We start from the raw sequence: 21,752 nt of genomic DNA on the forward strand, positions 1-21,752 counted from the left end.
TCGAATCGGCATCCGGCGAGACGAGCTTCGTGGCGCTTGGAAGCCGCCGGCGGCCAACACGGCGTCTGCGTGTGCGCTTGCGGGGGAAGACCGGGCCGACGCGCTGCACGTCCCCGTCGAAGCTGCACGGCGGCGACAAACAGGGGAACTACGGGAGGGACGTGTCCCAGCATGGACGCAGGACGATGCGGCCAGGGCCACTTTCGGCGGCGGGCCCCACGGTCGCGCTTTTCCCCCATCACTCGGAGTGCCGGAGGAACCGCTCGTGATGCCGAAGAACGCCCCTGACTCGACTTCCGACCTGCTGACGCTCACCGAGGCGGCCGCGTTCTTGCGCGCTCCAGTTGCCACGCTGCGCTACTGGCGTCATCTCGGTATCGGACCGGACGGCTTCCGCCTCGGGCGCCGAGTCCTATACCGACGGCAAGACCTGGACCGCTGGGTGACCGAGCAGCGCGAAGCTCAGTCAACGCGTCGGTGAGCGACCACCCCTGCGGACGAGAGTCGATCGTTGTCCTCGATGCGGAACTCTGTCGAACTGGCACCATGGACCCGAGGAGGTGAGCTGCCGTGACCACGACACCGAAGAAGCCCGCGCACCACTCGGGTGATGACTTCGTTCCTACAGATGAGCTGATCCGCCAGCAGGGGGTGCGGCCCATCGCCTCCCCGAACGACCCGGCCGCGGACGATCCGTTCGCCTCCGACGACGAGCACGCGGACTTCCTCGCAGACCTCTACGCCTCCCGGCGGTCCAGCATCTCGTGAGCGTCGTCGTCCTTGACACGGACGTCGCCTCCTCGCTGCTGCGCCACCGCACTCCCGACGCGGTCGCCGCACGGCTTGCCGGTCACGTCGCCGCCGTCACCTTTGTGACCGTGGGCGAGCTGACCAAGTGGACGCTGGTCCGGCACTGGGGACCGCGGAACGTCGCCGCTATGCGGGAGTTCCTCTCGCAACTCCTGCTCCTTCCCTACGACCAGCGGGTGGCCGCCCGGTGGGGCGAGCTGCAGGCCGGCGGCCAGCTGCGCGGCCGACCACGGCCGGTCAACGACAGCTGGATCGCCGCTTGCTGCCTCGTGCGTGACCTCCCGCTCGCCACCTTCAACGCCAAGGACTTCCACGACTTCGCCGAGCACGATGGACTGACGCTCGCCCTCCGCTGAAGGCCACAGCTCCTTCCAATAGGCGGCTGGCTCGTCACTCAGGCGTGCCTATCCGGCACCCGCCCACGCGTACCGGAGAAAAACAGGAGGATGCCGAGGCACTGTCGCGCGGTGCGGCATCGGCAGCGCACGAGCTCCCGGCGTCGGCCCTCGCTGCCGTCTCCGGCTATCCCCAGCCCCGTGCCCATCCACAGATCGGTCCAGCAGAGGGACGAGCCACCCCCGCTGGTGCTACCCCGGCTGCACGCCATGGCTGGCGGCGACCGCGTGGAACGGAGTGAGTGGGATGGCGAGCATCGCCCGCAGGCCCGACGGCACCTATCGGCCGCGCTTCCGCGACGCCACCGGCAAAGAGCACGCCCGGCACTTCAAGCGGAAGGTCGACGCCCAGCGATAGCTCGACGAGATGACCGCGGCCATGGTCACCGGCCAGTACGTCGACCCCGCGGCCGGACGCCTGACTGTTCGGGACTACGCCGAGCAGTGGCGGGCTACTCAGGTTCACCGGCCGACCACCGCGGCTCACGTGGAGACGATGCTCCGGCGTCACGTCTATCCCGCCCTCGGGCAGAAGCGGCTTTCGTCGGTCCTGCCGAGCGACGTCCAGGCCCTCGTCAAGCGGCTATCCCTGGACCTGGCTCCGTCCACTGTGGGTGTGGTCCACCGCATCCTCGCGGGCATCTTCAAGGCCGCCGTGCGCGACCGGCGGATCGTCGCCTCACCCTGCGAGGGCACCAAGCTGCCGAAGGTCCACCGCCGGCGCGTCGAGCCGCTGACGCTCGAAGCGGTCCAGGCTCTGACCAACGCCGTGCCTGACCGGTACAGGGCGCTGGTCACCCTCGCTGCCGGGACCGGACTGCGGCAAGGGGAGGCATTCGGCCTGACCGTCGACCGGATCGACTTCCTCCGCCGACAGCTCACCGTCGACCGACAGCTGATCACCATGCCCGACCGAGCGCCCTACCTCGCGCCGCCGAAGACGCAAGCCTCCGTCCGGGTCGTGCCGCTCCCCCAGGTCGTCGTCGATGCGCTGGCCGCGCACCTCTTGACCTGGCCGGCCGATGAGTTGCTTTTCACCACCGAGCTGGGTGCCTCGATCCGGCGGACGGCCTTCTCCGAGCGAGTGTGGCGCCCGGCGGTGAAACGGGCCGGTCTCAGCGGGGTGACGTTCCACGCCCTGCGGCACTTCTACGCGAGTCTGCTCATCCGGCACGGCGAGTCGGTCAAGACCGTCCAGGCCCGGCTGGGGCACGCGAGCGCCGCCGAGACGCTCGACACCTACAGCCACCTGTGGCCCGACTCGGACGACAGGACGAGGGCCGCCGTCGATTCGGTGCTTGGCGTGATCGCGGGGGTCCCGCGAACCAGCATGGGCGGTTGATCGAGGGGCCACACGCCGCACGCGCGGAATGGATGGGCCTGTCCGCGGCCGGAAGACTCCGGCGACCGCGTCAGCAAGACTCGCCCTGAAGGCGGCTTCAGGGACAGTTGACGGCCGTCCGAGCACGGTTCACTGGTTGACTCCACGTGCGCATTCGGCGATCACGAGTCGACTAGGTCGCGTGAGCACGTCGGGCAATCTCATCTCGGAGACGATGCTTATGCGGTTGTCTGTCAGGCGCAGCGATCGCAGGATCGGAATGGTTCCTTTTGGTAGCACGATGGCGAGCAGATCGCGCCCGTCGCTCGAGGCGTAGGCGAGACCGGAGACGATCTCCCCGCCGAGGGAGAGGGTGGTGACTGTGCCAGTGTCCCTCTGGATCTCGTAGGCGAGATACTCACTCGTCGCACTGTCCGTAAACGCCAAGACCAGGACCAGAAGCCGCTTGCTGTCTGGCGACCAGTCCAGGTCGATCACGTTGTCGTAGGGCAGCGCAAATCCCTGGATCTCTCCGCTGTTCGCATCCACAGTGATGACTTGGCGTTCGGGTCGATCGTTCAACCTTCCGAACAGAGCGAAAGTGGTGCCGTCTGGACTCCAAGCGAGATTACTAGGAGTCGTGATGCTTGAAAGTTCCTGCTGCTTCACGATTGAGCTGTCAGCCAAGTCGAAGATTAGCATTTCGACCGACGATGTGGATGGGTTCCGAGAGATGATGGCGGCATGTTGACCATCAGGGGATTCCGCCACAGAGCTGATGCCCTCGTGGGTGATCACAGTCCTGACCTTCTCGACACCAGTTGCCACCATGAGCAGGCGGTATGGGTTCCGCGGCATGTACGAGCCGTCCGCCAGGATGGTGCCCGGGTCGCTGGGTGCCCCGTACGGCACGGCGAGGACATGACTGGCGTCAGCGGCCAGGTCATACTCATAGTTGGCCGGTTCACTGGTCAACCGTTGGACAGTCCCATCGGGCCGCAGACCATAGACGTGGCTGATGTCGGAGGGCGCCGTCAGATCGATCTTCGGGTCCTCGCTCGAGGAACTTGTGAGCGCGGCGACGAAAGAACTGCCGGGGCAACGGCTCAGACCCCCTAGGGGCTCGCCCGCCGCTGCTTGTGGAGCAGGCCGCACCCCACAGGCGACTAGGGCAAGGATCGAGCACAGAAGGGCCATGGGCAGGGTGGACCGCACCAAACGAACCGTCCTTATCGAGGTGGACATGCGAGAAGTAGGCTCGCTGAGCGGAGAACTTCTGTCAATTGGCCCGGATCTCTCGCGATTGAACGCAGATCCACCGCCGAGTCGGGCTCGGCCAAATGCGGCGTAGGACACAATGCGCCTTCCTGGACAATCAGCCGTACAACTCGCTGTCACCTTGCTCCGGTTGAGGTGAACCAGATGAGTGGGTCCTGGTCAGTCACCCCCGATCCCCACTGTCGCAACATCGCATCCACCTCGTCCGCCGGGACCTCGACGTAGTCGTCCCCTACCCAGGGACCGCGATAGAGGTTGGTCAGGTCCGCTGTCAGCAGGTCTCCAATGACTTCCTCGGCCAGTGTCGGGCGTTGGCTCCGGCAGGTCTGGTAGCAGACCGTTCGCTTCCCCCCAGGCTTCCCACAGTCTTGTGTAGTCGTGGCTGGCCGAATTGAGGAGTTCGGACCGTAAGGCAACGCGCTGATCACTCACCGACGGAGTATTGCCCGCCCCGCAGAGGATCGAGCCTGGCACTCCTGGCCATGTGTCCCATAGTGAGCCGCTCAGGGACAGAAGGCGGCTCTGGGGAAACTGAGGCAGCCAGGATGGTCGCCCATTGTGACGAACGCTAGTCCACGTCCACGGCCCGTCTGCGCGACACGACTACCTTCCTCGACGTGGCGAGGCTGCGGTTCACCGACGACGTGTCAACGAGCGTCGGATTCCAGGCAATTGTTGCGCTGGGTGCGCTGGCCAATGCCTCCGTGCTGGTGCTGTATGCCGTCGAAGGTGAAAGTTCGGTATGGGGAATCGTGCTCAGGATCTTGGGCGTCCTCGTCCCACTGCTGCTGCTGATTGCGAGCGTCAATGGCCGGCGCTTCCGCCGAGAGCAGGAGGCGGATCGTTCCTGATCTGGCCGCGTGTTCCTAGTGGGCCGCTAAGGGACACAGCACATCGGGTAATGGTAATGCCGTCGTCCGGGGGGTCACACTGTTGGAGTCGGCGAGGTGGTGGCCCGTCGGCCTTGGCCGCAGCCTCGGCGCATGGGTTGCCCCGCCTGGCCCATGCGTCCGTTGTGGAGGGGAGCTGCCCGTTCGAGCCGGGCCTGTGCAGGCACCCGGGGTGGGCGCGCCAGAAGTACCCAACGCCCACCCCGGCCACCATTCGCAGCGCTGCGCTGGGTGTCTCATAGTAGGCCGCTATGGGACAGCCTGCCCCTCGCCGGCAGGACGCTGAAGGGGCAGACGCACCTGCTTGGACGGGCTAACCCGGATCTTTCGTCGGGCCGGCGTTGATCATCGGGATGCGACTCGGTGGGCCGCCGGTGCGTGATTGTGGCTTTGGGGTGTGACTGTTCGGCCGAGGTCGCTCGGGTGGGCGCCGGTGCCACGGTCCGGGGTGGTGCGGGTGGTCGGGACGAAGATGCGTGGGTCAGCCGGGAGCGGCTACCGGTCCGCCGAGGAGGTCGCGTAGCCGAACGATGGCGTCGCGGACGACGGCCGCCCACGGGTGGTGCTCGGCCAGATGCAGTAGCCGGCGGCGTCCGGTGCGGGCCAGGGTGGCCGGAACGGTGAACAGCCTGGTGCGCAGCCGTTTCGGCTCCCACCGTCGGGCGGCGGTGTCGGTGAGGGCGAGCATTTGCATCCAGGCGACCAGTTCGCAGGCCAGAGCGACGAGGGCGCACCAGATCTGGTTCTGGGCGAAGTCGTGCAGCGGCAGGTTGGTCAGCCCGGTGTCCTTGGCGCAGCGGATGCGGTCCTCGGCGCGGGCTCGGCGGCGGTGCCGCAGCTCGAGGTCGGGCAGCTGGCCGCGGGTGCTGTTGGTGGCGAACGCGGTGACCCGCAGCCCGTCGGCGTCGGTGATCCGCAGCTGCGCGCCCGGGTGCGGACGCTCTTTGCGGGCGATGACCCGCATCCCGGGCGGCCAGCCGGTCAGGTCGAGCAGTCCGGTGAGTTCGGCGACCCAGGCGCCGTCGCGGATGGCGTCGTTGCCGTCGTAGGCCGGCGTCCACACCTCGGCGGGGATCTGGGTGAGCAGGTCGGCGGTGTTGGCCGGCAGGCCGAAGCCGATCGAGTAGGACAACCGCTGCCCGTGGCACCAGTCCAGGAAGGCGTGGCTGGCTCCGGCACCGTCGGTGCGGATCAGCACCTTGCGCCCGGGGCGGGTGCCGGTCCGGTGGCCGGGCAGCTGCACCAGCGCCTGCTTGGCGATCGCGATGTGGTCGGCGGCGGTGTTGGAGCCGGCGTTGCCGGCCCGCAGCAGCACCGCCAGGGGCTCCCCGCTGCCCTCTGGTCCGTGGTCGACGAAGGAGCACAGCGGGTGGTGGCCGAACCCGCGCTTGAACGTCGGCGCAGCCTGCTCCTTCTCCGAGTGGGAGGTGACCAGGGTGGCGTCGATGTCGATGATCAGCGGCGCCGCGGCGTCAGCGGCGTGATCGGGGGCGTGCTCTCCGGCCAGCGCCCACACCGCCGCCCGCGCCGTGGCGCGGGCGGTGTTGATCGCCTTCAGCGCCGCGGGCGCGTCGGCGGCCAGGGCGTCGATGGTGCGGGAGACCGTCGGATCAGAGGCCACCGGGCCGTAGACCCGAGGTTCGGCGCGTAGCAGCGCGATGTCGGCCAGGCAGTCTCCGCCCACCGCCAGGGTCACCGCGAGGTCGAGGATGACCTTGCCGGGGTCGTGAATGGCCAGCGGCTTGCGCCACGGAGACAGCGCCGCCGCCATCGCCGAGTCCAGGCCGCTGGCTCGGACGGTCTCGGTCAGCAGGACGCCCCCGGCCTGACCGACCGCTGGCACGTCGGCCGTGTCGACCGTGAGGCGGGGATAGAAGCGGCTACGCTTGTTCACCTGGAAGGTGCTCCTTGAACGGCTCGGACAGGTCCCTCGACAAGACCTATCCTTGCTGGTCAGGAGCACTTTTCAGTTGATCAACACCCGCTCAGCTTGTCGTTTAACCCCTGATCTGGTGGTCGCCCGGGCTGGTGGTGTCCCGTCTGACGGTCTTGCCGACGTCATGACGGGTGGCTTGGCGCCGGTTTTTCACTCCGGGAGGGCGTCCCGGTCCCGGGCGGGAGGGTTTCGGCGCGCTGGCCGGGTGGCCGGTCTTCGCGCGCAGGTGGCGAAACCCCCGGCGCACCCGCGCCGGGGTCAGCCGCTCGGGAGGTAGCGGCTTCTCCCAGGGCCGCCGGAGATCGACGGCGAGGTGGCGGGCCAGGCGCAGCTGGGTGTGGGCGGCGATGACCAGCCAGGTCCAGCGGTCGCCGGCCTCCGGTGAGCGGATCTTCGGGGCGGTCCAGCCCAGGGTCTGCTTGAACAGGCGGAAGGTGTGCTCCAGGTCGAAGCGGCGCAGGTAGGCCTGCCAGCAGCGGGCCACCTCCTCGACCAGGTCGTCGATGTCGACATCGTCGGGGCCGGTCACCGATGACCACAGCCAGACCGGCTTGGCCTCGCGCTGTCCGGGCAGGTGCTCGACCTGCAGCCGAATCACGGTGCCTTCCACGATCGGCAGCGGGCCGTCGTGGTCGGCCCAGGGGCCGCGGTGAGCCAGCCGCGGATGCATGCGATCCCAGGAGCACACCTGCGCCGTTCCGTAGCGCGCGGTGGGGTGAGCTGGCCTGCGTGGTCGGTACCGGCCAGGTGGCCTCATCGGCCAGGGCCATCACGGCGCCGTGCTTGCGGGGGCGTCCGCCGCGGGAGTCATGGCCCCGCGGCGGCGTGGCGGCCAGCATCACCCGGTCGGCGCGGATCCGCCCGACCAGGTGCACGGGCAGGTCGGCGAGCACGAACGCCAGCCGGGCCACGTCGTACCCGGAGTCCATCACCACCATGATCGCCGGGTCACCGGGGCGCCAGTGCCCGGCGCCGGTCAGCCGACCCACGACCGCGCGCAGCTGGGCGGCGGTGACCGCGGTCGCGTCATCTGCCGGGCCCAGCCGCACCGCATCCAAGATCGCCGTCCAGCTGGTGGGCCCGCTCTCCAGGGCGGCCACGACCTGATAGGGCCAGCCCGGAATCCGCTGATCGGCGTTCCGCCCGCGCCCGTAGACATGGCAGAACAGCCGGTCGGGACAGGTCGCGGCGTCCGGGCGCAGCCACGGGGAGACGTCGACGGCCAGCACGATCCGCCCACCGAACATCCGCGGCAGCGGCAACGCGGCCAGCGCGACGCGCAGCCGGTCGGCGTCGACTCGTCCGCTGTTGAGCGCGTCGTACAGCGCGCCGTGACCACGGCGATGCTCCGGAGCAAGGCACAGCCCCACCAGGGATTTCACCGGTCCCTCGGCGCACAGCAGTGCGTCGGTGAGCTCGAACAGCTCATCGCCACGCCGGCCCAGGCACTGGTACACCTCGCCGCGGAACTCCCGCAGCCGCGTCAACCCTGCCGCGGCTGAGCTCTGGTCAACCGCACCGGCTGGGTCCAGACTGTCCATCGCGGCCACCGCCGTTTCCTTCGAAGCGTCGCAACTTCAAAGGATCACGCGGTGGCCGCCCTCACGACCAGACCCTGAACCACATCCGTGTAACTCACCGGCATCAGGGGTTAAACGACAAGCTCAGGCGGCCATTCCGTGAAAGCCCCGGGCTAACGGGGGCAGGGGGCGTGTCCTGTTGTTTCCCATGCCTGGTGGCGGGTTCTCACGCGTCGTCCGCATATTCACGGAGAAACCTCCAGAACCTCCAGAACCTCATGGCCCAAGGAGGTAACCCGGCAAACCGTCACGCCGCCGAAGCCAGACGTGGAGTCGACCAGACCGCGGGCGACAAGGGCAGCGAGACAGAGGATCGGTCGCTCGAGAGGACAGAGCCGATCGGCGCTGGAGCAACTCTGGCGTCCAGACCAGGGCCGTCCCGGAGAACTCGGGGGGCTCTGTAGTTAACAGTTGCAGCGTGCGAGCATAATCTCCGGTCAGGTCGGCGATTGCGGTGAGGATCAACTCGCACTCCTCCATCGCGTCGGGTTCGCGCGTCGCACGGCCGAAGGCAGCTCCCATGGCCTTAAAGGGTGCGGTCGTGCCCATTCATCCCGGCCGCGTAGAGGAGCCGCGTCACCAACGGGATCAGGCGAGGGTCCTCAGTGATCCTCTCGCGGAGGTCATCGAGGGTCAGGCCGGACGTGCTCACCGCTGCGCGGAGGGCCGTGGAGCGGTGACGGATCCACTCCTCGCGCACCTTGCGGAAGAAGGGCTGCGCCACGAGCCCGGCTCCGGGGATTCCAGCGCCGACGATCTCCAAGACGAAGTCCGTAACTTCGCCGCCGAACTGGTCGGGCAGGTTGGCTCCGTCCGTAGCGTCCGGCATGGCGGTGACCGTAGCCGCGAAGGCGTCTGCTGGTGCCGACTCGCTTAGGGACCGTTCGGAGACCCCCCGCAGCCTCGACCGAAAAGTGCCAGCCACCTCGGACGGCTGGAGGCCAGCAGGACCACCGCGCGAGGCTGCCAATCTCGGGCCTGGACAGTCGGTGAAGACTGTCCAGGCGCAGCTCGGGCAAGCCCGCGCCGCGGACCTCGACGGCTACCGCGACCCAGGCCCGACTCCGACGACCAACGAAGGCCGCCGTCGACACGACGGTCGTGAGAGTTGCGGTCTCTGTGCGGACCGCCGCCCCCCCGCTGACCGCATAACCACAGGTCAGCGGCGGACGACGGACGAGTCGGCCTGTACGCCGGGTTCTGTCCACGGGTGCCTCACGGCCTCCCGATGGGCGGTCATCCATCTAGGCCTGCCGTTGCCGGCAGGCTCGAGCGGTCTACCCGCAGGCTCGGGCGGGCCGCCCTCGAACGCCTGCGCAGGACGGCGGCGGACCGCCGTCCCTTCTTGACCTTGCTCCGGGTGGGGTTTACCGAGCCACACCGGTCACCCGGTGTGCGGTGGTCTCTTACACCGCCGTTTCACCCTTACCAGTGCGAGCACTGGCGGTCTGTTCTCTGTGGCACTGTCCCGCGGGTCACCCCGGGTCGCTGTTGACGACCACCCTGCCCTGTGGAGCCCGGACGTTCCTCGGCGACGGGGTCTCCCCCGCCGACGCGACCGCCCAGCCGACTCGTCCGTCGTGCCGGCCAGTCTAGGCGAAAGTTCTCTCGGTCCGGAGCGCCGAGTCGCAGCGCTCACGCCGGACGGGTGGCGACGAGGGTGGCGTAGGCGACGACGTTGTCCTCGTAGCTGCGGGCCACGGGGTCGAACTCGCCTCCGCAGGTGATCAGCCGCAGCTGCGCGGCCGGCGTGTTCCCGTACACCGCGAGAGTCGGGAACTCGTCCTTGGCGTAGCGCTCGACGCGGTCGACGGCGAAGACGGCCACCGATCCGTCGCGGCGGGGCACTTCCACCTCGGCCCCGGCAGTGAGGGCACCGAGTTCGAAGAAGATGCCGGGGCCGTGCTCGGCGGAGTCGACGTGACCGAGCAGCACGGCCGGCCCGACCGCACCGGGAGCCGGTGAGTTGCGGTACCAGCCTGCCTGGTCGACAGCCGACAGTGACGGCACCTCGACGGTCCCGTCGTCCCGGAGGCCGAGATCCAGGAGATCGCTGCTGACGTCGAGGGCGGGGATTCGGAGGGCCACCGGTTCGGGGACCTCGACGGGCTCCACCGCCGGCGACGTGGGCGCCGGCGGGGCTGCCTGCGGCCCTGTCGTGGAGGGCGTGCTGGGCGACTGCTCCGGCGTGGAGGGGCTCGCGGACGGCTGTGGAGCGCGCTGCTGGCCGGCGATCGCGATGCCGAGCGCCACCACCGCGACGACGGCGAGGACGACGGCGAGCACCGTCCAGGCAGCACGGCCGGGGGCCCGGATCGATCGATCGGACAGGGGGCCACCTCCACGGGGCGGTCGGGATGGCCGGGGTCACGGGCCATGGGCGCTGACGGCCGTGCCGTGCCGGGCAGGCGGCGCCTGCCCGGCACGGCGGTCGGTCAGCCGTTCACTCAGGCCTGGTCGGTGGCCTGACGACGCCGGTAGGCGACGGCTCCCGCGGCGACCGCACCGGCCGCGGCGAGAGCGCCGACGCCGATGGCGGCCTCGTGCTCGATGCCGCTGGTGGCACCGGCGCCGGTGTCAGCCCCACCGGCGGGCATCTGCCCCATCTGGGATGCCGAGAAGGCACCGCAGGCAGCGGGAGCGGTGGCCTCCAGCGGCAGCGACGGGTCGAGCGAGCTCTGGCCGGCCTCGGCGTCGTACGAGCCGTTGCCGTTGACGTCGATGCCGTGCACGACCAGCACCGCGGTGCCGGCCTCGAAGGCGGCCTGCGCGTCCTGGGTCACCGAGAAGGTGCGCTCGTAGGTGTAGCTCTCCCCGTCGGGCGTCGGGAAGCGGTCGACGGCCAGGCCGCTGTCCGGGCCGGTGTCGCCCTCGGTGGTCAGCGAGGTGCCGATCATGCCGTAGAAGGGCTGGCCCTCGGCGGTGCTGATGATGCCGTCGCCGTCGGAGTCGGCGGAAGCGGGCGGGCAGACGCCCTGAGCGCCGATGTGGAAGTGCTGGGCGTGCGGCGAGCCTGCGAGGACACCATTCGCCTCGACGGTCACGGTCGCCTGATCCCCCTCGAAGGTGACCATGCCCGTGCCGGTGACACCGGAGTCGTTCAGCGTGCCCAGGTCGGCCTGGTAGCTGCCGGTCGCTGCCGACGCGGCCGTCATCGTCAACAGCGGGAACGCCGCGGCCGCGAGGGCGACGGTCGGAAGTGCGAATGCCTTGCGCATGAAGACTCCTTTGTCTCAGGGTCGTGCCCCCGCGGTGCGAAGGGCGCCGAGCCCGGTTCGGAACCGGCTCGCGGTGTTTCTGACCGGCGCATCGGTACGCCGGTCGGCCCGGTCGGGGAGGACCCGGCGGAGTGGCTACGTGCACGAGGTCGGGTGGCCGCGTGGCCGCCGCATGTGCACCGGACCCTCCGTGAGGGCCTTCGACGCCCATGCCCGGTCCGGTTCACTTCGAACACGCTCGACCAGATTGAGCGCATTACAGTTCCGTGACACGCCGTCGCTGAACTGCAACAACAGCCTCGGCCAAGGGTCTCGGTCGTCCGTCGCGGCGCTGGGGCACTCCCGTGCGCCGACGTCGCCGGCGAGCGGTCACGGGGCCGCGACGGTTGCCCGGCGGAAGTGCGGGGCATCCCCCGGTTCCACCGGTAGAGAGACACGAGGACGGACCCGGGTGAGACCGAGCACTGCTGTGAACCGATCGGATCGGCGACGTCGAGTGCTCGGGGTGTTCCGCCGACGACGCCTCGACGCAGCTCGCCGACCGGTCCAGGGCATGCGCCGATGAGTCTCACGACCACCTACCGAGCGGCCACGGACCAGGAGACCAGCGACGGCGCGCGCACCGACCTGTACGCCACCGCCCTGCGCTCGATGGAGGAAGCGGACGGTCACCGTCACTGGTACGTCCGCTACGAGGGCGGACCGCGTCGCTCGCTGGCCGAGGCGCTCCGCCGGTGGTGCGGCACAGCAGACGCCACCGATCGGGACCTGCTCGACCGCGCCCGGGGCGCGGTGCTCGACGCCGGCTGCGGACCAGGTCGGCTCGTCATCGAGCTGGCCCGCCGGGGACGCGAGGCCGCCGGTCTGGACACCTCCGGGACGGCGGTGCGGCTCGCCCGGAGCGAGGGCGCGACGGCCGTGCGACGGTCGATCTTCGACCCGGTCCCCGGCGAGGGGAGCTGGGACACGGTTCTGCTCGCCGACGGCAACGTGGGCATCGGCGGCGACCCGGCCGCCCTGCTCACCCGCTGCCGCGACCTGGTCGGCCCCACCGGCCAGGTGCTCGTCGAACTCGACCCTCCCGGGACCGGGCTCCGCTATCACCGGGTCCGGCTCGAACACGGCGCCCAGCGGGGCAGCTGGTTCGACTGGGCACACGTCGGCGTGGACGCCGTCGACGATCCCGCTGCGAGGGCGGGGCTGTGCGTCCACGAGACCTGGGAGAAGGCCGGCCGCTCGTTCGCCCTCCTCGCTCCCCAGCCGGAGGGCGATGCCCGCACCGACGTCGTCCGTCCGCTCCGCCGGGCCTCCTGACCGTGCGGGTCCTGGTCACAGGTGGGGCGGGGTTCATCGGCTCGCACGTCGTCCACGCCTGCCTCGGGAGGGGCCACGAGGTGCGCGTGCTCGACGCGCTGTTGCCGGCGGTCCATCCGGCCGGCGTCGCGCCGACCGTGCCGGACGGGGTGGAACTGCTCGTCGGTGACGTCCGGGATCGCGAGGTGGTCGACCGGGCACTCGAGGGAGTGGACGCGGTCTGCCACCAGGCCGCGATGGTCGGCCTGGGCGTCGACGTCCAGGACATGCCCGAGTACGCCGGCATCAATGGGTTCGGCACCGGGGTGCTGCTCGCCGGCATGGCCGGGGCCGACGTGGGCCGGCTGGTCCTGGCCAGCTCGATGGTCGTCTACGGCGAGGGCACCTACGAGTGCCCCGTGGACGGGGTCGTCCCCGCCGCACCTCGGCGCCGGGCGGACCTGGACGAGGGCCGGTTCGACCCGCCCTGCCCGGTGTGTGGGCGACAGCTGTCCTGGGGACCGGTGACGGAGGAGACCGCGCCCGACCCGCGCAACACCTATGCGGCGACCAAGCTCGGGCAGGAGCACCTCGCGTCGGCATGGGCCTCCTCGACCGGCGGGGGCGTGATCGCGCTGCGCTACCACAACGTCTACGGCCCCCACATGCCGCGGGACACCCCGTACGCCGGCGTCGCCGCTGTCTTCCGCAGCGCCCTGGAGTCCGGCCGGGCGCCGCGGGTCTTCGAGGACGGCGGGCAGCAGCGCGACTTCGTGCACGTCACCGACGTGGCCGAGGCGAATCTCCGGGCGTTGGAGATCGAGCCCCCACCGGCGGCGCTGCGCGCCTACAACGTGGCCTCGGGGCAGCCGCACACCGTCGCGGACATGGCGCGCGCCTTGGCCGACGCGTTCGGTGGACCGGCGCCGGAGGTCACCGGTGAGTACCGGGTCGGCGACGTGCGGCACGTCGTCGCCAGTCCGGTGCTGGCGGAGGAAGAACTCGGCTTCCGTGCAGAGGTCGCCTTCGCGGACGGCATGCGGGCCTTCGCCACGGATCCCCTGCGTCCCGCGCCCTGACGCTCCTCACCACGGAGTGCGGACGGCGACCTCGACGGCGATCCCCAGCAGCGCGGACAGCGCCAGCCAGAACCGCCGTGATCCCGGCGGCAGCGTCGCCGTCGCCGGGAGCAGCCAGACCAGGAGCGGCAGCCAGATCCGCTCGGTCTCCCCGAGGACGTGCCCCGAGACGTCGCTGACCGCCATCGCGCCGAGGGCGGCCAGGGGCAGCCAGCGCAGCCGGCCCCGCAGGCCGGCCAGACCGGCGACCACGGCCGGGCCGGCCGCGACGGCTCCGGCGGCGACGTTCGCCACGAGGAAGTAGAGATACGGGCGGTCGTCGTAAGCGGCGCCGTCCCGCACGCGCTGGGCAACGACCGCGAGGCCCTCGAACCACCAGTAACCACTGACGGCGAAGGCGGCGAAGACCAGCAGCACACCCCCTGCTGCGGCGGCCAGGATGCGGACGACGCCGCGCCACCTCAGCCGCTCCTTCTGCACGAGGACGACGGCGAGGGCGAGCAGGCCGGCCGCGGTCAGCCCGAAGGACAGGAACAGGCTGAGCCCGAGCAGCAGCCCGCCGGCGAGGGCCTGGAGGTAACCGGCGGGCAACGGTCCGCGCACGGCCGCCAGGGCCAGCAGGGCCACCCCCCAGGCGGTGACCCCGGCGAAGAACGCGTCCGCGCTCGTGGCGATCCACACGGCCCCCGGGAACAGAACGGCGAAGGGCGCCACGGCCCGCGCGGAGATCTCGTCGGCGACGGCGCGAACGGTGACCAGGACGGCGGGAACCGCCAGCGCGCCGCCGACGATGCAGAGGGCGGCGGCCCAGCCGGTACCGCCCAGACCGACCCGGTCGAGCAGCACGAAGGCGAGCAGCGCACCCGGCGGATGACCGGCGACGTGCGTCACCCAGGGGTCGACGGAGCCCGCCGGGACGGAGTCGATGTACGTCGCGATGAAGGTGCCGATCCCCTGCACCCGGCCGACGTCATGGACGTACTCGTGCCTGCTGGCCATCGGCTCGGCGAGTCGCCCCCAGCCACTGGTCAGGGCGAGCGTGACGGACCATCCGGCCGCCCCCAGGGCACTTCCGGCCAGCAGCCACGGCCAGCGCAGTTGGTGGGCCAGCGACGGTCCCCACAGCACGCCGGCAGCCGCGACCGCGAGCGGCAGGAGCACGCGAGCGGTCAGGACCGGGTCGATCCCGCCGACCAGCACGTAGCCGCCGGCCAGGTGCAGGTCGCCGCCGCCCTGCGTGAACGCACGGCCCACGAGCCACACGACGGCGACGCCGGCAGTGACGAGGAGGACGAGGACCCCGCGGGCGGTCCGCCCGGTCGTCGGAGCCTGCTTCTCCTCGACATCGTCGGACACGGCAGTCATCACGCCGGAGACTAGGTCCCCCGGCAAAGCGCTGCGTGACCGGATCGTCGAGCGAACCGCGCCGCGCTTCGGTACGAATGACCGGTGATGGCTGCTCCCGACGACCCTGCGCTGGCCGACGTCGTCCTGCCCTGCCTGGACGAGGCGACGTCGCTGCCCTGGGTGCTGTCCCGGCTGCCGGGCGGGTATCGGGCGATCGTGGCCGACAACGGGTCGACCGACGGCTCCGCGGCCATCGCGGCCGAGCACGGGGCGACCGTCGTGCACGTCCCGCAGCGCGGATTCGGGGCGGCCGCCCACGCGGGCCTGGAAGCAGCCACGGCCGAGCTCGTCTGCTTCTGCGACGCCGACGGCTCGATGGATCCCACGCAGCTGCCTCGTGTCCTCGATCCTGTGCACGCCGGGGAGTACGACCTGGTCCTCGGACGCCGCCGTCCGGCCCGGGGCGCGTGGCCGCTGCACGCCCGGGTCGCCAACATGGCTCTCAGCCGCATGCTGCGCACCCGCACCGGGCTGCGGCTCCACGACCTCGGCCCCATGCGGGCGGCCCGTCGGGAGGCGCTGCTGGACCTCGGCATCACCGACCGGCGGTTCGGCTACCCGTTGGAGATGGTGACCCGGGCCGCGGACGCCGGCTGGCGCGTGCACGAGGTCGACGTCGACTACGGCCTGCGGACCCAAGGCAGCCGATCGAAGGTGACCGGCACCGTCCTCGGGACGGTGCGCACCATCCGCGACATGCGCGGGGTGCTGGCCCGATGACGAACGTGCGGCTGCTGGTGATCACCAAGGCCCCGGTGCCCGGCCGGAGCAAGACCCGGCTCACCCCGCCGTGCTCTCCGGAGCAGGCCGCCGCGATCGCTGCGGCTGCGGTGGGCGACACCCTCGACGCGGTGCGGGCCGCACCGGTGGCGCGCCGGGTCGTCGCGCTGGACGGCGCACCCGGTGGACTCGAGCTCGACGGTTTCGCCGTGGTGCCGCAGACCGACGGGGATCTCGGCACGCGGCTGGCGGCGGCCTTCGCCGACGCCATGGCCGGCAGTTCCCTGCCGACGCTGCTCATCGGCATGGACACGCCGCAGGTGACGCCGGATCTGCTGGCCCGCTGCGCGGACCTGCTCGTGGCATCCGGGCCCGGGACCGCGGTGCTCGGAACCGCGCCGGACGGCGGCTGGTGGGCGCTCGGGCTGCACGGCGCGGAAACGGCGGAGCTGCTGACGACCGTGCCGATGTCGCGGGCGGACACCGCCGAGCTCACCCGGGCCGCACTCGAGGGAGCCGGACTGACCGTGCTCGACCTGCCGGAGCTGACCGACATCGACCACTTCCCGGACGCGCTGGCCGTCGCTGTCGAATGCGCGCCGGAGAGCCGCACCGCGCGCGTGGTGGCCTCCGTCGCGGCGGCCCTGGAGCCGGCGTGAGCAGCGGCCTCGACCGGCTGCTGGGCGCCCGCCTCCCCGGTCCCCCCGAGGCGGTGCGCCGCGGCCCGTTCCGCGCCGAGGCCTTCCGCAGTCCGCTGCACTCCGAGCGGCGGTCGGCTCGCGTCGGCGCGTGGCTGGGGCTGGCCTTCGTCGTCTGCTTCCTCACCGGGCTCACCAGCCACCTGATCCAGCAACCGCCGGGCTGGTTCTTCTGGCCGGCGTCCCCCGTCTGGCTCTACCGGGTGACCCAGGGCCTGCACGTGGCCACCGGGCTCGCCGCCATCCCGCTGCTGCTGGTCAAGCTGTGGACGGTCTACCCGAAGCTGTTCGAGTGGCCGCCGGCCGGCTCGGTGTCCCGGGTGATCAGCCGGCTGTCGATCCTGGTGCTGGTCGGCGCCGGCGCCATGCAACTGGTCACCGGCCTGTTCAACATCGCGCAGTGGTACCCGTGGAGCTTCTTCTTCACGGACACGCACTACTGGACCGGCTGGATCGCGATCGGCGCCGTCGCCGTGCACGTCGGGGCGAAGGCGCCGGAGATCCGGCGCGGGCTGGCCCGCCGCGGCACACCGGCGGCCGTCGTGGGACTCACCGAGGAGCAGGCGAGCGAGCGGGCCGCGGTCGACGACGCCGCCGAGGACCAGGACGTGTCCCGGCGGGCCTTCGTGCTGGCGGCCGGACTCGGGGTCGGCGCGGTCACGCTGACCACCGTCGGCCAGAGCCTCTCCCCGCTGAGCCCGATCTCGTTGCTGGCGCCGCGCGCACCGCACGTGGGCCCGCAGGACCTGCCGGTCCGGCAGACGGCGCAGGGCGCCGGCGTGACCGACGTGGGCCCGGACTACCGGCTGGTCATCGACGGACCGAACCGGCTGGAACTGACCCTCGACGACCTGGCGGCGTTCCCGCAGCGCACCGAACGCCTCCCGATCACCTGCGTCGAGGGCTGGAGCGCGAGCGGCACCTGGACGGGCGTGCGACTCGGCGACCTGCTCGAGGAGGCCGGCCTCCCCCGCGACACGGAGGTCGTCGTCGAGTCGCTGCAGGAAGGCGGCCTCTTCCGGATGTCGACGGTCGCGCCGCCGCACGCGAGCAGCCCTCGAACGCTCCTGGCCACGGGCCTCAACGGAGCGCCGCTCGTGCCCGACCACGGCTACCCGGTACGGCTGATCGCCCCGAACCGTCCGGGGGTCATGCAGACCAAGTGGGCCACCCTGGTGCGGCCGGCATGAGCCTGTCCGGCGAAGCGCTCCCGGGGCACGACGACCGCGCCGCGGCGTTGGTGCCCGACGACCCCTACGCCTCCGATCCCACGCGCCCGGCCACTTCGGGGCTGCGTCCGTGGTGGCGGTGGCTGTTCGTGCTGCCGGGGCTCGCCGCGACCGGGTACGGGGTGTTCGGCCTGGTCACCGCGGGCAGCCGGGTGCCCCTGGACTCGTGGCTGACCTGGTTCGTGGGCAGCGCTCTGCTGCACGACCTGGTGATCGCGCCGATCTGGATCGGCCTCGGGTGGCTCGCGGCCAGGCTGCTGCCGAAGCCGGCCCGTCCCGCGGCCGTGGTCGGCGCCGCCGTGACGGGGGTGCTGACCCTGGTGGCGATGCCGTTCGTCCTCGGTTTCGGGGAGAACCCGCTGAACCCGTCGTTCCTGCCCCGTGAGTACGGCCGGAACCTGCTGCTGATCAACCTGGGCGTACTCGCGGTCGCCGCCGTCTGGGGAACCGTCGCGACGATCCGTGCGCGGAGACAGGACTGAGCCCCTGCCGACGCGACCGCCCAGCCGACTTCTCCGTCGTGCGGGTCAGTCCAGACCCGCGGGTACATGGACGCGGGCCTCGCGGGTAGGTAAGCCGAGGTCAGGGCTCCACCGCATCGAGGAGGAACGACATGGGACTCATCTCCGGACTCGTCAAGTTCAACCTGCTCAAACGACTGTTCAGCCGCTTCAGCCGCCGGCGGCGCACCTACTGACCCGCGCGGAGTGCCGGCGAGCGATCGGCGGTTCGGTCGGACGCCGTAGCCGCCGGGACCGATGACCGATGCTTCCTCCGGAGCACGCCGGCTGACCCTCACCCCCAGTAGAGCCGGAAGCCGACCCGGCGCCGCCCGTCCTCGGTCGATGTCGACATGTCGACGACCTGACGTGCCTGCATGTCGACAGGGTCGTCCGAGAGCAGCTCCAGGTACCGCTTGTGCTCCGCCAGCGACGCGACGGCCAGTTCCACCGTGTCGCTGACGTCCACCTCGTGCGGCGGGTCGCTCAGCTCGCTGACGGCGATGTACTGGACGCCCGTCCACGGGGGCTCGGTCAGGTCCGGGAAGATCCACTCGTTGGCGGCGTCGGCCACCGCGTCGATCACCGACTGGCCGAGTGCCCGGTGATCGGCGGAGTTCACGTAGGACGGCGAGACGCCGGGCGGCGTCCACGTGGCGCCGAAGTACCCCGTGACGACCAGCTCGGGACGGTGCCGCCGGATCGCCGCGGCGAGGTCGCGCCGCAGCTCCGGCCCGGCCACGAGAGTGCCGTCCCGGTGATCGAGGAACTCGACCTCGCTCACCCCGACGACGGCCGCTGAGCGCCGCTCCTCGTCCTCGCGCAGTGGCCCCGCCTCGCTCGGCGGCACGCCGGCCATCCCCGCCTCGCCACGGGTCGCCAGGAGGTAGTGCACCACCTTGCCGGCCGCCGTCCAGACCGCCACGGCCGCGGCCAGCCCGTACTCGATGTCGTCGGGGTGCGCGGCGACGACCAGGGCGCGCTGCCAGTCGTCGGGCATGGGAGTCGGCATGGGCGCAGTCTGCCGCGACGGCGGACCTCGCGGTGGAGTCGCCGTCCTCACGCCGGAGCGCGAGGACGGCGACCCGAGCGCGAGGATCAGCCGCCGCGGGCCACCCGCAGCGCAGCGGCGACCAGCGGCGCCTGCAGCGGCAGGCGGACGGCGGCGACCGTCAGCGGGAGCGGCTTCCTCGGCACCACGCGGAACGTGTGCAGGTGCGCCGGCACGAACGCGAGCAGCAGGCCGGCCGCCGCCCATCCCCCGGTCCGCCGGGTCACGGACGCCGACAGCAGCGCCGCCGTCCCGATCTCGGCGACACCGCTCACGAGCACCCAGCGCCGGGCATCGCCCAGCTCCGGCGGCACCAGCCACTCGTAGGTCCGCGGGCGCACCAGGTGCAGCACCCCCGACCCACCGAGCAACGCCGCCAACCCCATCGCCCCGCCCGGTCTCCGCATGCGGTCACCGTAGGCTCGCCTGCCGTGCCCGCCGTCGACCTGGTCATCGCCGCAGCCGTGGCCTTCCTCGCCGGGGTCATCAACTCGATCGCCGGTGGCGGCTCGCTGATCCTCTTCCCCACCCTGGTCGCGCTGGGCCTGCCCACCGTCGCCGCGAACGTCACGAACTCCGTCGCCCAGTGGCCGGGGTACCTGGGCGGGGTCGTCGGCTTCCGCAGCGAGTACGCCGGTCAGCGCGGCCGGCTCGTGCGGTTCGGGCTGGTCGCGCTCCTGGGCGGGACGGCGGGCAGCGTCCTCCTCCTGACGACGCCGTCGGCGGCCTTCGACGTCGTCGTCCCGGTGCTCGTCCTCCTGGCCAGCCTGCTGCTGGCCGTCCAGCCGATCGTGACCCGGCGGCTGAAACGGGACGAGGACGGCGGTCCGCGCCGCGACCCCGTCTGGGTGTACGTCGCTCTCTTCGCCGCGACCGTGTACGGCGGCTACTTCGGCGGCGCGCTCGGCGTGATCCTCGTCGGTGTGCTGGGCATCGCGCTGCACCGGCTCAAGCTGGCCAACGCGCTGAAGTCCGCGCTGTCGGCGATCACCGCCACTGTCACGCTCGTCGTCTTCGGATTCTTCGGCGACGTGCACTGGGACGTCGTCGCGGTCGCGGCGCCCGCGAGTCTGGTCGGCGGCTTCCTCGGGGCCCGCATCGCCACCCGCATCCCCACGACGCCGCTGCGGGTTTTCATCGTGACCTTCGGCGTCGCCGTCTCGGTCTACCTGTTCCTCCGGATCTGAGCTCGATCGGCGAGTCTGCTCAGCGCAGGTGCGAGGTGTCGTTCACCAGGCGCACCGACGCCCGCCCGTCCGAGGACCAGGCGACCGAGCAGAGCGACGCCGCCTCCAGGAACACCCGGTGCACCACGTCGTCACCGGCGCCCAGCGCGGCCGCCAGCATCAGCTTGATCGGCGTCACGTGGCTGACCACCAGCACGGTCCGGCCGGAGTGCTCGGAGAGGATCCGCCGACGGGCCCGGGCCACGCGGGCGCTCACGTCGGCGACGGACTCACCGCCCGGCGCGGAGACGGTGACGTCCTCGAGGAGACGACGGGCGGCAAGCGGGTGCCGGGCGCGCGCCTCGTCGAAGGTCAGGCCCTCGAGGTCACCGAAATCGAGTTCGACCAGGTCCTCGTCGACGGTGACCGGGAGTCCGAGCTCCGCGGCGATGATCTCCGCGGTCTCCCGCGTCCGCCGCAGCGGCGAGGCGATCACCACCTCGATCCCGAGACCCTTGGCCCGGTCCGCGGCGGCCTCCGCCTCGGCGCGCCCGGTGCGCGACAAGGGCAGGACGTTACGGCCACTGAACCGTCGTTCGGGGGTGTGCTCGGTCTGCCCGTGGCGCAGCAGGTGCGTGACCGTGGTGACGACCGGCGCAGGTTCCGCGGCCGGCTGGACGTCGTCCTCCAGGACGACGGGCTCGGCGGCCGGGTCCCGGTGGACCGGCCTGCCGTCCATCGCGCTGTTGGCCAGGGCATCGGCGGCGCCGTTCTGCGCGCGGGGCACCCAGGTGTAGCGGACGTCGGCGAGCTGCCGGGCGAGCTTGCGCGCCTGCAGGGCGAGCTGCTGCATGTCGGGGTGCTTGATCTTCCAGCGGCCCGACATCTGCTCGACGACCAGCTTGGAGTCCATCCGGACCTCGACGCTCGCGGTCGGGTCGAGGTCGAGGGCGGCCTGCAGCCCGGCCACCAGGCCGCCGTACTCGGCGACGTTGTTCGTCGCCCGCCCGACGGCGGCGGCCCGCTCGGCCAGGACCCGCCCGGTGTCCGCGTCACGCACGAGCGCGCCGTAACCGGCCGGGCCGGGATTGCCCCGCGACCCGCCGTCGGCCTCGACGACCAGCCGCCGGCTCACGGCCACGACCAGGGAGCAGTTATGGCCATAACTGCCGGGACAGTGC

At 71.4% G+C, this 21,752-nt stretch carries 22 protein-coding genes, 1 other RNA gene and 1 pseudogene; 12 read left to right on the plus strand and 12 right to left on the minus strand.

Going from position 1 to position 21,752, the window contains the following annotated elements:
• Nucleotides 1-268 precede the first annotated feature (268 nt).
• The 4 genes from FHU33_RS15155 (at nucleotide 269) to FHU33_RS15170 (ending at nucleotide 2,547) form a co-directional block, all read left to right on the plus strand.
• On the plus strand, nucleotides 269-481 hold the full coding sequence (locus tag FHU33_RS15155) for a helix-turn-helix domain-containing protein (RefSeq protein ID WP_142027196.1): 213 nt from the start codon (nucleotides 269-271) through the stop codon (nucleotides 479-481).
• Between the two features lie 89 nt (nucleotides 482-570).
• The gene (locus tag FHU33_RS15160; protein WP_142026081.1) at nucleotides 571-768 is read left to right on the plus strand and encodes a hypothetical protein; all 198 of its coding nucleotides are present in this window, start codon (nucleotides 571-573) and stop codon (nucleotides 766-768) included.
• Nucleotides 765-1,166 (plus strand): type II toxin-antitoxin system VapC family toxin, encoded by a 402-nt coding sequence (locus tag FHU33_RS15165; protein WP_142026082.1) that lies wholly within the window; start codon nucleotides 765-767, stop codon nucleotides 1,164-1,166. Before FHU33_RS15160 ends, FHU33_RS15165 begins: the two co-directional genes overlap by 4 nt.
• A 406-nt stretch (nucleotides 1,167-1,572) precedes the next feature.
• Complete coding sequence (locus tag FHU33_RS15170) at nucleotides 1,573-2,547, plus strand: site-specific integrase (RefSeq protein WP_211355142.1); 975 nt, start codon at nucleotides 1,573-1,575, stop codon at nucleotides 2,545-2,547.
• A 129-nt stretch (nucleotides 2,548-2,676) separates the two neighbouring features.
• Here the strand turns inward: FHU33_RS15170 and FHU33_RS15175 are convergent, their stop codons facing one another.
• The gene (locus tag FHU33_RS15175; RefSeq protein ID WP_142026083.1) at nucleotides 2,677-3,741 is read right to left on the minus strand and encodes a WD40 repeat domain-containing protein; all 1,065 of its coding nucleotides are present in this window, start codon (nucleotides 3,739-3,741) and stop codon (nucleotides 2,677-2,679) included.
• A gap of 680 nt (nucleotides 3,742-4,421) precedes the next feature.
• Between FHU33_RS15175 and FHU33_RS15180 the strand changes: the two genes are divergently transcribed.
• Nucleotides 4,422-4,655, plus strand: a complete 234-nt coding sequence (locus FHU33_RS15180; RefSeq protein WP_142026084.1) for a hypothetical protein — start codon at nucleotides 4,422-4,424, stop codon at nucleotides 4,653-4,655.
• 520 nt (nucleotides 4,656-5,175) lie between these two features.
• Here the strand turns inward: FHU33_RS15180 and FHU33_RS15185 are convergent.
• The 7 genes and pseudogenes from FHU33_RS15185 to FHU33_RS15210 all read right to left on the minus strand — a co-directional run bounded on the left by FHU33_RS15185 (nucleotide 5,176) and on the right by FHU33_RS15210 (nucleotide 11,428).
• Entirely contained in the window at nucleotides 5,176-6,588 is a 1,413-nt protein-coding gene (locus FHU33_RS15185) for an IS1380 family transposase (RefSeq protein WP_170182468.1), read from the minus strand.
• Between the two features lie 103 nt (nucleotides 6,589-6,691).
• Nucleotides 6,692-7,300: a hypothetical protein gene (locus tag FHU33_RS26400; RefSeq protein ID WP_246063966.1), complete on the minus strand. Its 609-nt coding sequence runs from the start codon at nucleotides 7,298-7,300 to the stop codon at nucleotides 6,692-6,694.
• 115 nt (nucleotides 7,301-7,415) lie between these two features.
• Nucleotides 7,416-8,171: pseudogene (locus FHU33_RS26405) on the minus strand (transposase); the annotation flags it as partial.
• A gap of 565 nt (nucleotides 8,172-8,736) precedes the next feature.
• A complete protein-coding gene (locus FHU33_RS15195; RefSeq protein ID WP_142026086.1) occupies nucleotides 8,737-9,039 on the minus strand; it encodes a hypothetical protein in 303 nt (100 codons plus the stop codon).
• A gap of 344 nt (nucleotides 9,040-9,383) precedes the next feature.
• An RNA gene (gene rnpB / locus FHU33_RS15200) (RNase P RNA component class A) lies at nucleotides 9,384-9,784 on the minus strand.
• 61 nt (nucleotides 9,785-9,845) lie between these two features.
• Nucleotides 9,846-10,496, minus strand: a complete 651-nt coding sequence (locus tag FHU33_RS15205) for a class F sortase (RefSeq protein WP_211355143.1) — start codon at nucleotides 10,494-10,496, stop codon at nucleotides 9,846-9,848.
• 161 nt (nucleotides 10,497-10,657) lie between these two features.
• Nucleotides 10,658-11,428, minus strand: a complete 771-nt coding sequence (locus FHU33_RS15210; protein WP_142026087.1) for an EF-hand domain-containing protein — start codon at nucleotides 11,426-11,428, stop codon at nucleotides 10,658-10,660.
• 561 nt (nucleotides 11,429-11,989) lie between these two features.
• Between FHU33_RS15210 and FHU33_RS15215 the strand changes: the two genes are divergently transcribed.
• Together FHU33_RS15215 and FHU33_RS15220 are read left to right on the plus strand one after the other, a co-directional pair.
• The gene (locus FHU33_RS15215; protein WP_211355144.1) at nucleotides 11,990-12,742 is read left to right on the plus strand and encodes a class I SAM-dependent methyltransferase; all 753 of its coding nucleotides are present in this window, start codon (nucleotides 11,990-11,992) and stop codon (nucleotides 12,740-12,742) included.
• Between the two features lie 2 nt (nucleotides 12,743-12,744).
• Nucleotides 12,745-13,800 (plus strand): NAD-dependent epimerase/dehydratase family protein, encoded by a 1,056-nt coding sequence (locus FHU33_RS15220; protein WP_142026088.1) that lies wholly within the window; start codon nucleotides 12,745-12,747, stop codon nucleotides 13,798-13,800.
• A gap of 6 nt (nucleotides 13,801-13,806) precedes the next feature.
• Here FHU33_RS15220 and FHU33_RS15225 read toward each other — a convergent pair whose 3' ends face one another.
• A complete protein-coding gene (locus FHU33_RS15225) occupies nucleotides 13,807-15,165 on the minus strand; it encodes a hypothetical protein (RefSeq protein WP_142026089.1) in 1,359 nt (452 codons plus the stop codon).
• A gap of 87 nt (nucleotides 15,166-15,252) precedes the next feature.
• On the opposite strand from FHU33_RS15225, the gene FHU33_RS15230 reads away from it, so the two are divergent.
• The 4 genes from FHU33_RS15230 to FHU33_RS15245 are packed head-to-tail and all read left to right on the plus strand — an operon-like array spanning nucleotide 15,253 to nucleotide 18,336.
• Nucleotides 15,253-15,927: a glycosyltransferase family 2 protein gene (locus FHU33_RS15230; protein WP_142026090.1), complete on the plus strand. Its 675-nt coding sequence runs from the start codon at nucleotides 15,253-15,255 to the stop codon at nucleotides 15,925-15,927.
• Nucleotides 15,924-16,586 (plus strand): TIGR04282 family arsenosugar biosynthesis glycosyltransferase, encoded by a 663-nt coding sequence (locus FHU33_RS15235; RefSeq protein ID WP_142026091.1) that lies wholly within the window; start codon nucleotides 15,924-15,926, stop codon nucleotides 16,584-16,586. Before FHU33_RS15230 ends, FHU33_RS15235 begins: the two co-directional genes overlap by 4 nt.
• A complete protein-coding gene (locus tag FHU33_RS15240) occupies nucleotides 16,583-17,815 on the plus strand; it encodes a molybdopterin-dependent oxidoreductase (RefSeq protein WP_142026092.1) in 1,233 nt (410 codons plus the stop codon). Before FHU33_RS15235 ends, FHU33_RS15240 begins: the two co-directional genes overlap by 4 nt.
• Nucleotides 17,812-18,336: a hypothetical protein gene (locus tag FHU33_RS15245; protein ID WP_142026093.1), complete on the plus strand. Its 525-nt coding sequence runs from the start codon at nucleotides 17,812-17,814 to the stop codon at nucleotides 18,334-18,336. Before FHU33_RS15240 ends, FHU33_RS15245 begins: the two co-directional genes overlap by 4 nt.
• Nucleotides 18,337-18,649: 313 nt before the next feature.
• Here FHU33_RS15245 and FHU33_RS15250 read toward each other — a convergent pair whose 3' ends face one another.
• On the minus strand, nucleotides 18,650-19,366 hold the full coding sequence (locus FHU33_RS15250) for a PIG-L deacetylase family protein (protein WP_142026094.1): 717 nt from the start codon (nucleotides 19,364-19,366) through the stop codon (nucleotides 18,650-18,652).
• Between the two features lie 86 nt (nucleotides 19,367-19,452).
• Entirely contained in the window at nucleotides 19,453-19,812 is a 360-nt protein-coding gene (locus FHU33_RS15255; RefSeq protein ID WP_142026095.1) for a DoxX family protein, read from the minus strand.
• Between the two features lie 24 nt (nucleotides 19,813-19,836).
• On the opposite strand from FHU33_RS15255, the gene FHU33_RS15260 reads away from it, so the two are divergent.
• The gene (locus FHU33_RS15260) at nucleotides 19,837-20,592 is read left to right on the plus strand and encodes a sulfite exporter TauE/SafE family protein (RefSeq protein ID WP_142026096.1); all 756 of its coding nucleotides are present in this window, start codon (nucleotides 19,837-19,839) and stop codon (nucleotides 20,590-20,592) included.
• Between the two features lie 19 nt (nucleotides 20,593-20,611).
• Here FHU33_RS15260 and FHU33_RS15265 read toward each other — a convergent pair whose 3' ends face one another.
• Nucleotides 20,612-21,706: a bifunctional RNase H/acid phosphatase gene (locus FHU33_RS15265; RefSeq protein ID WP_211355145.1), complete on the minus strand. Its 1,095-nt coding sequence runs from the start codon at nucleotides 21,704-21,706 to the stop codon at nucleotides 20,612-20,614.
• Between the last annotated feature and the right edge of the window lie 46 nt (nucleotides 21,707-21,752).

Origin of the sequence: Blastococcus colisei (assembly GCF_006717095.1) — a bacterium.
GTDB classification, from domain to species: domain Bacteria; phylum Actinomycetota; class Actinomycetes; order Mycobacteriales; family Geodermatophilaceae; genus Blastococcus_B; species Blastococcus_B colisei.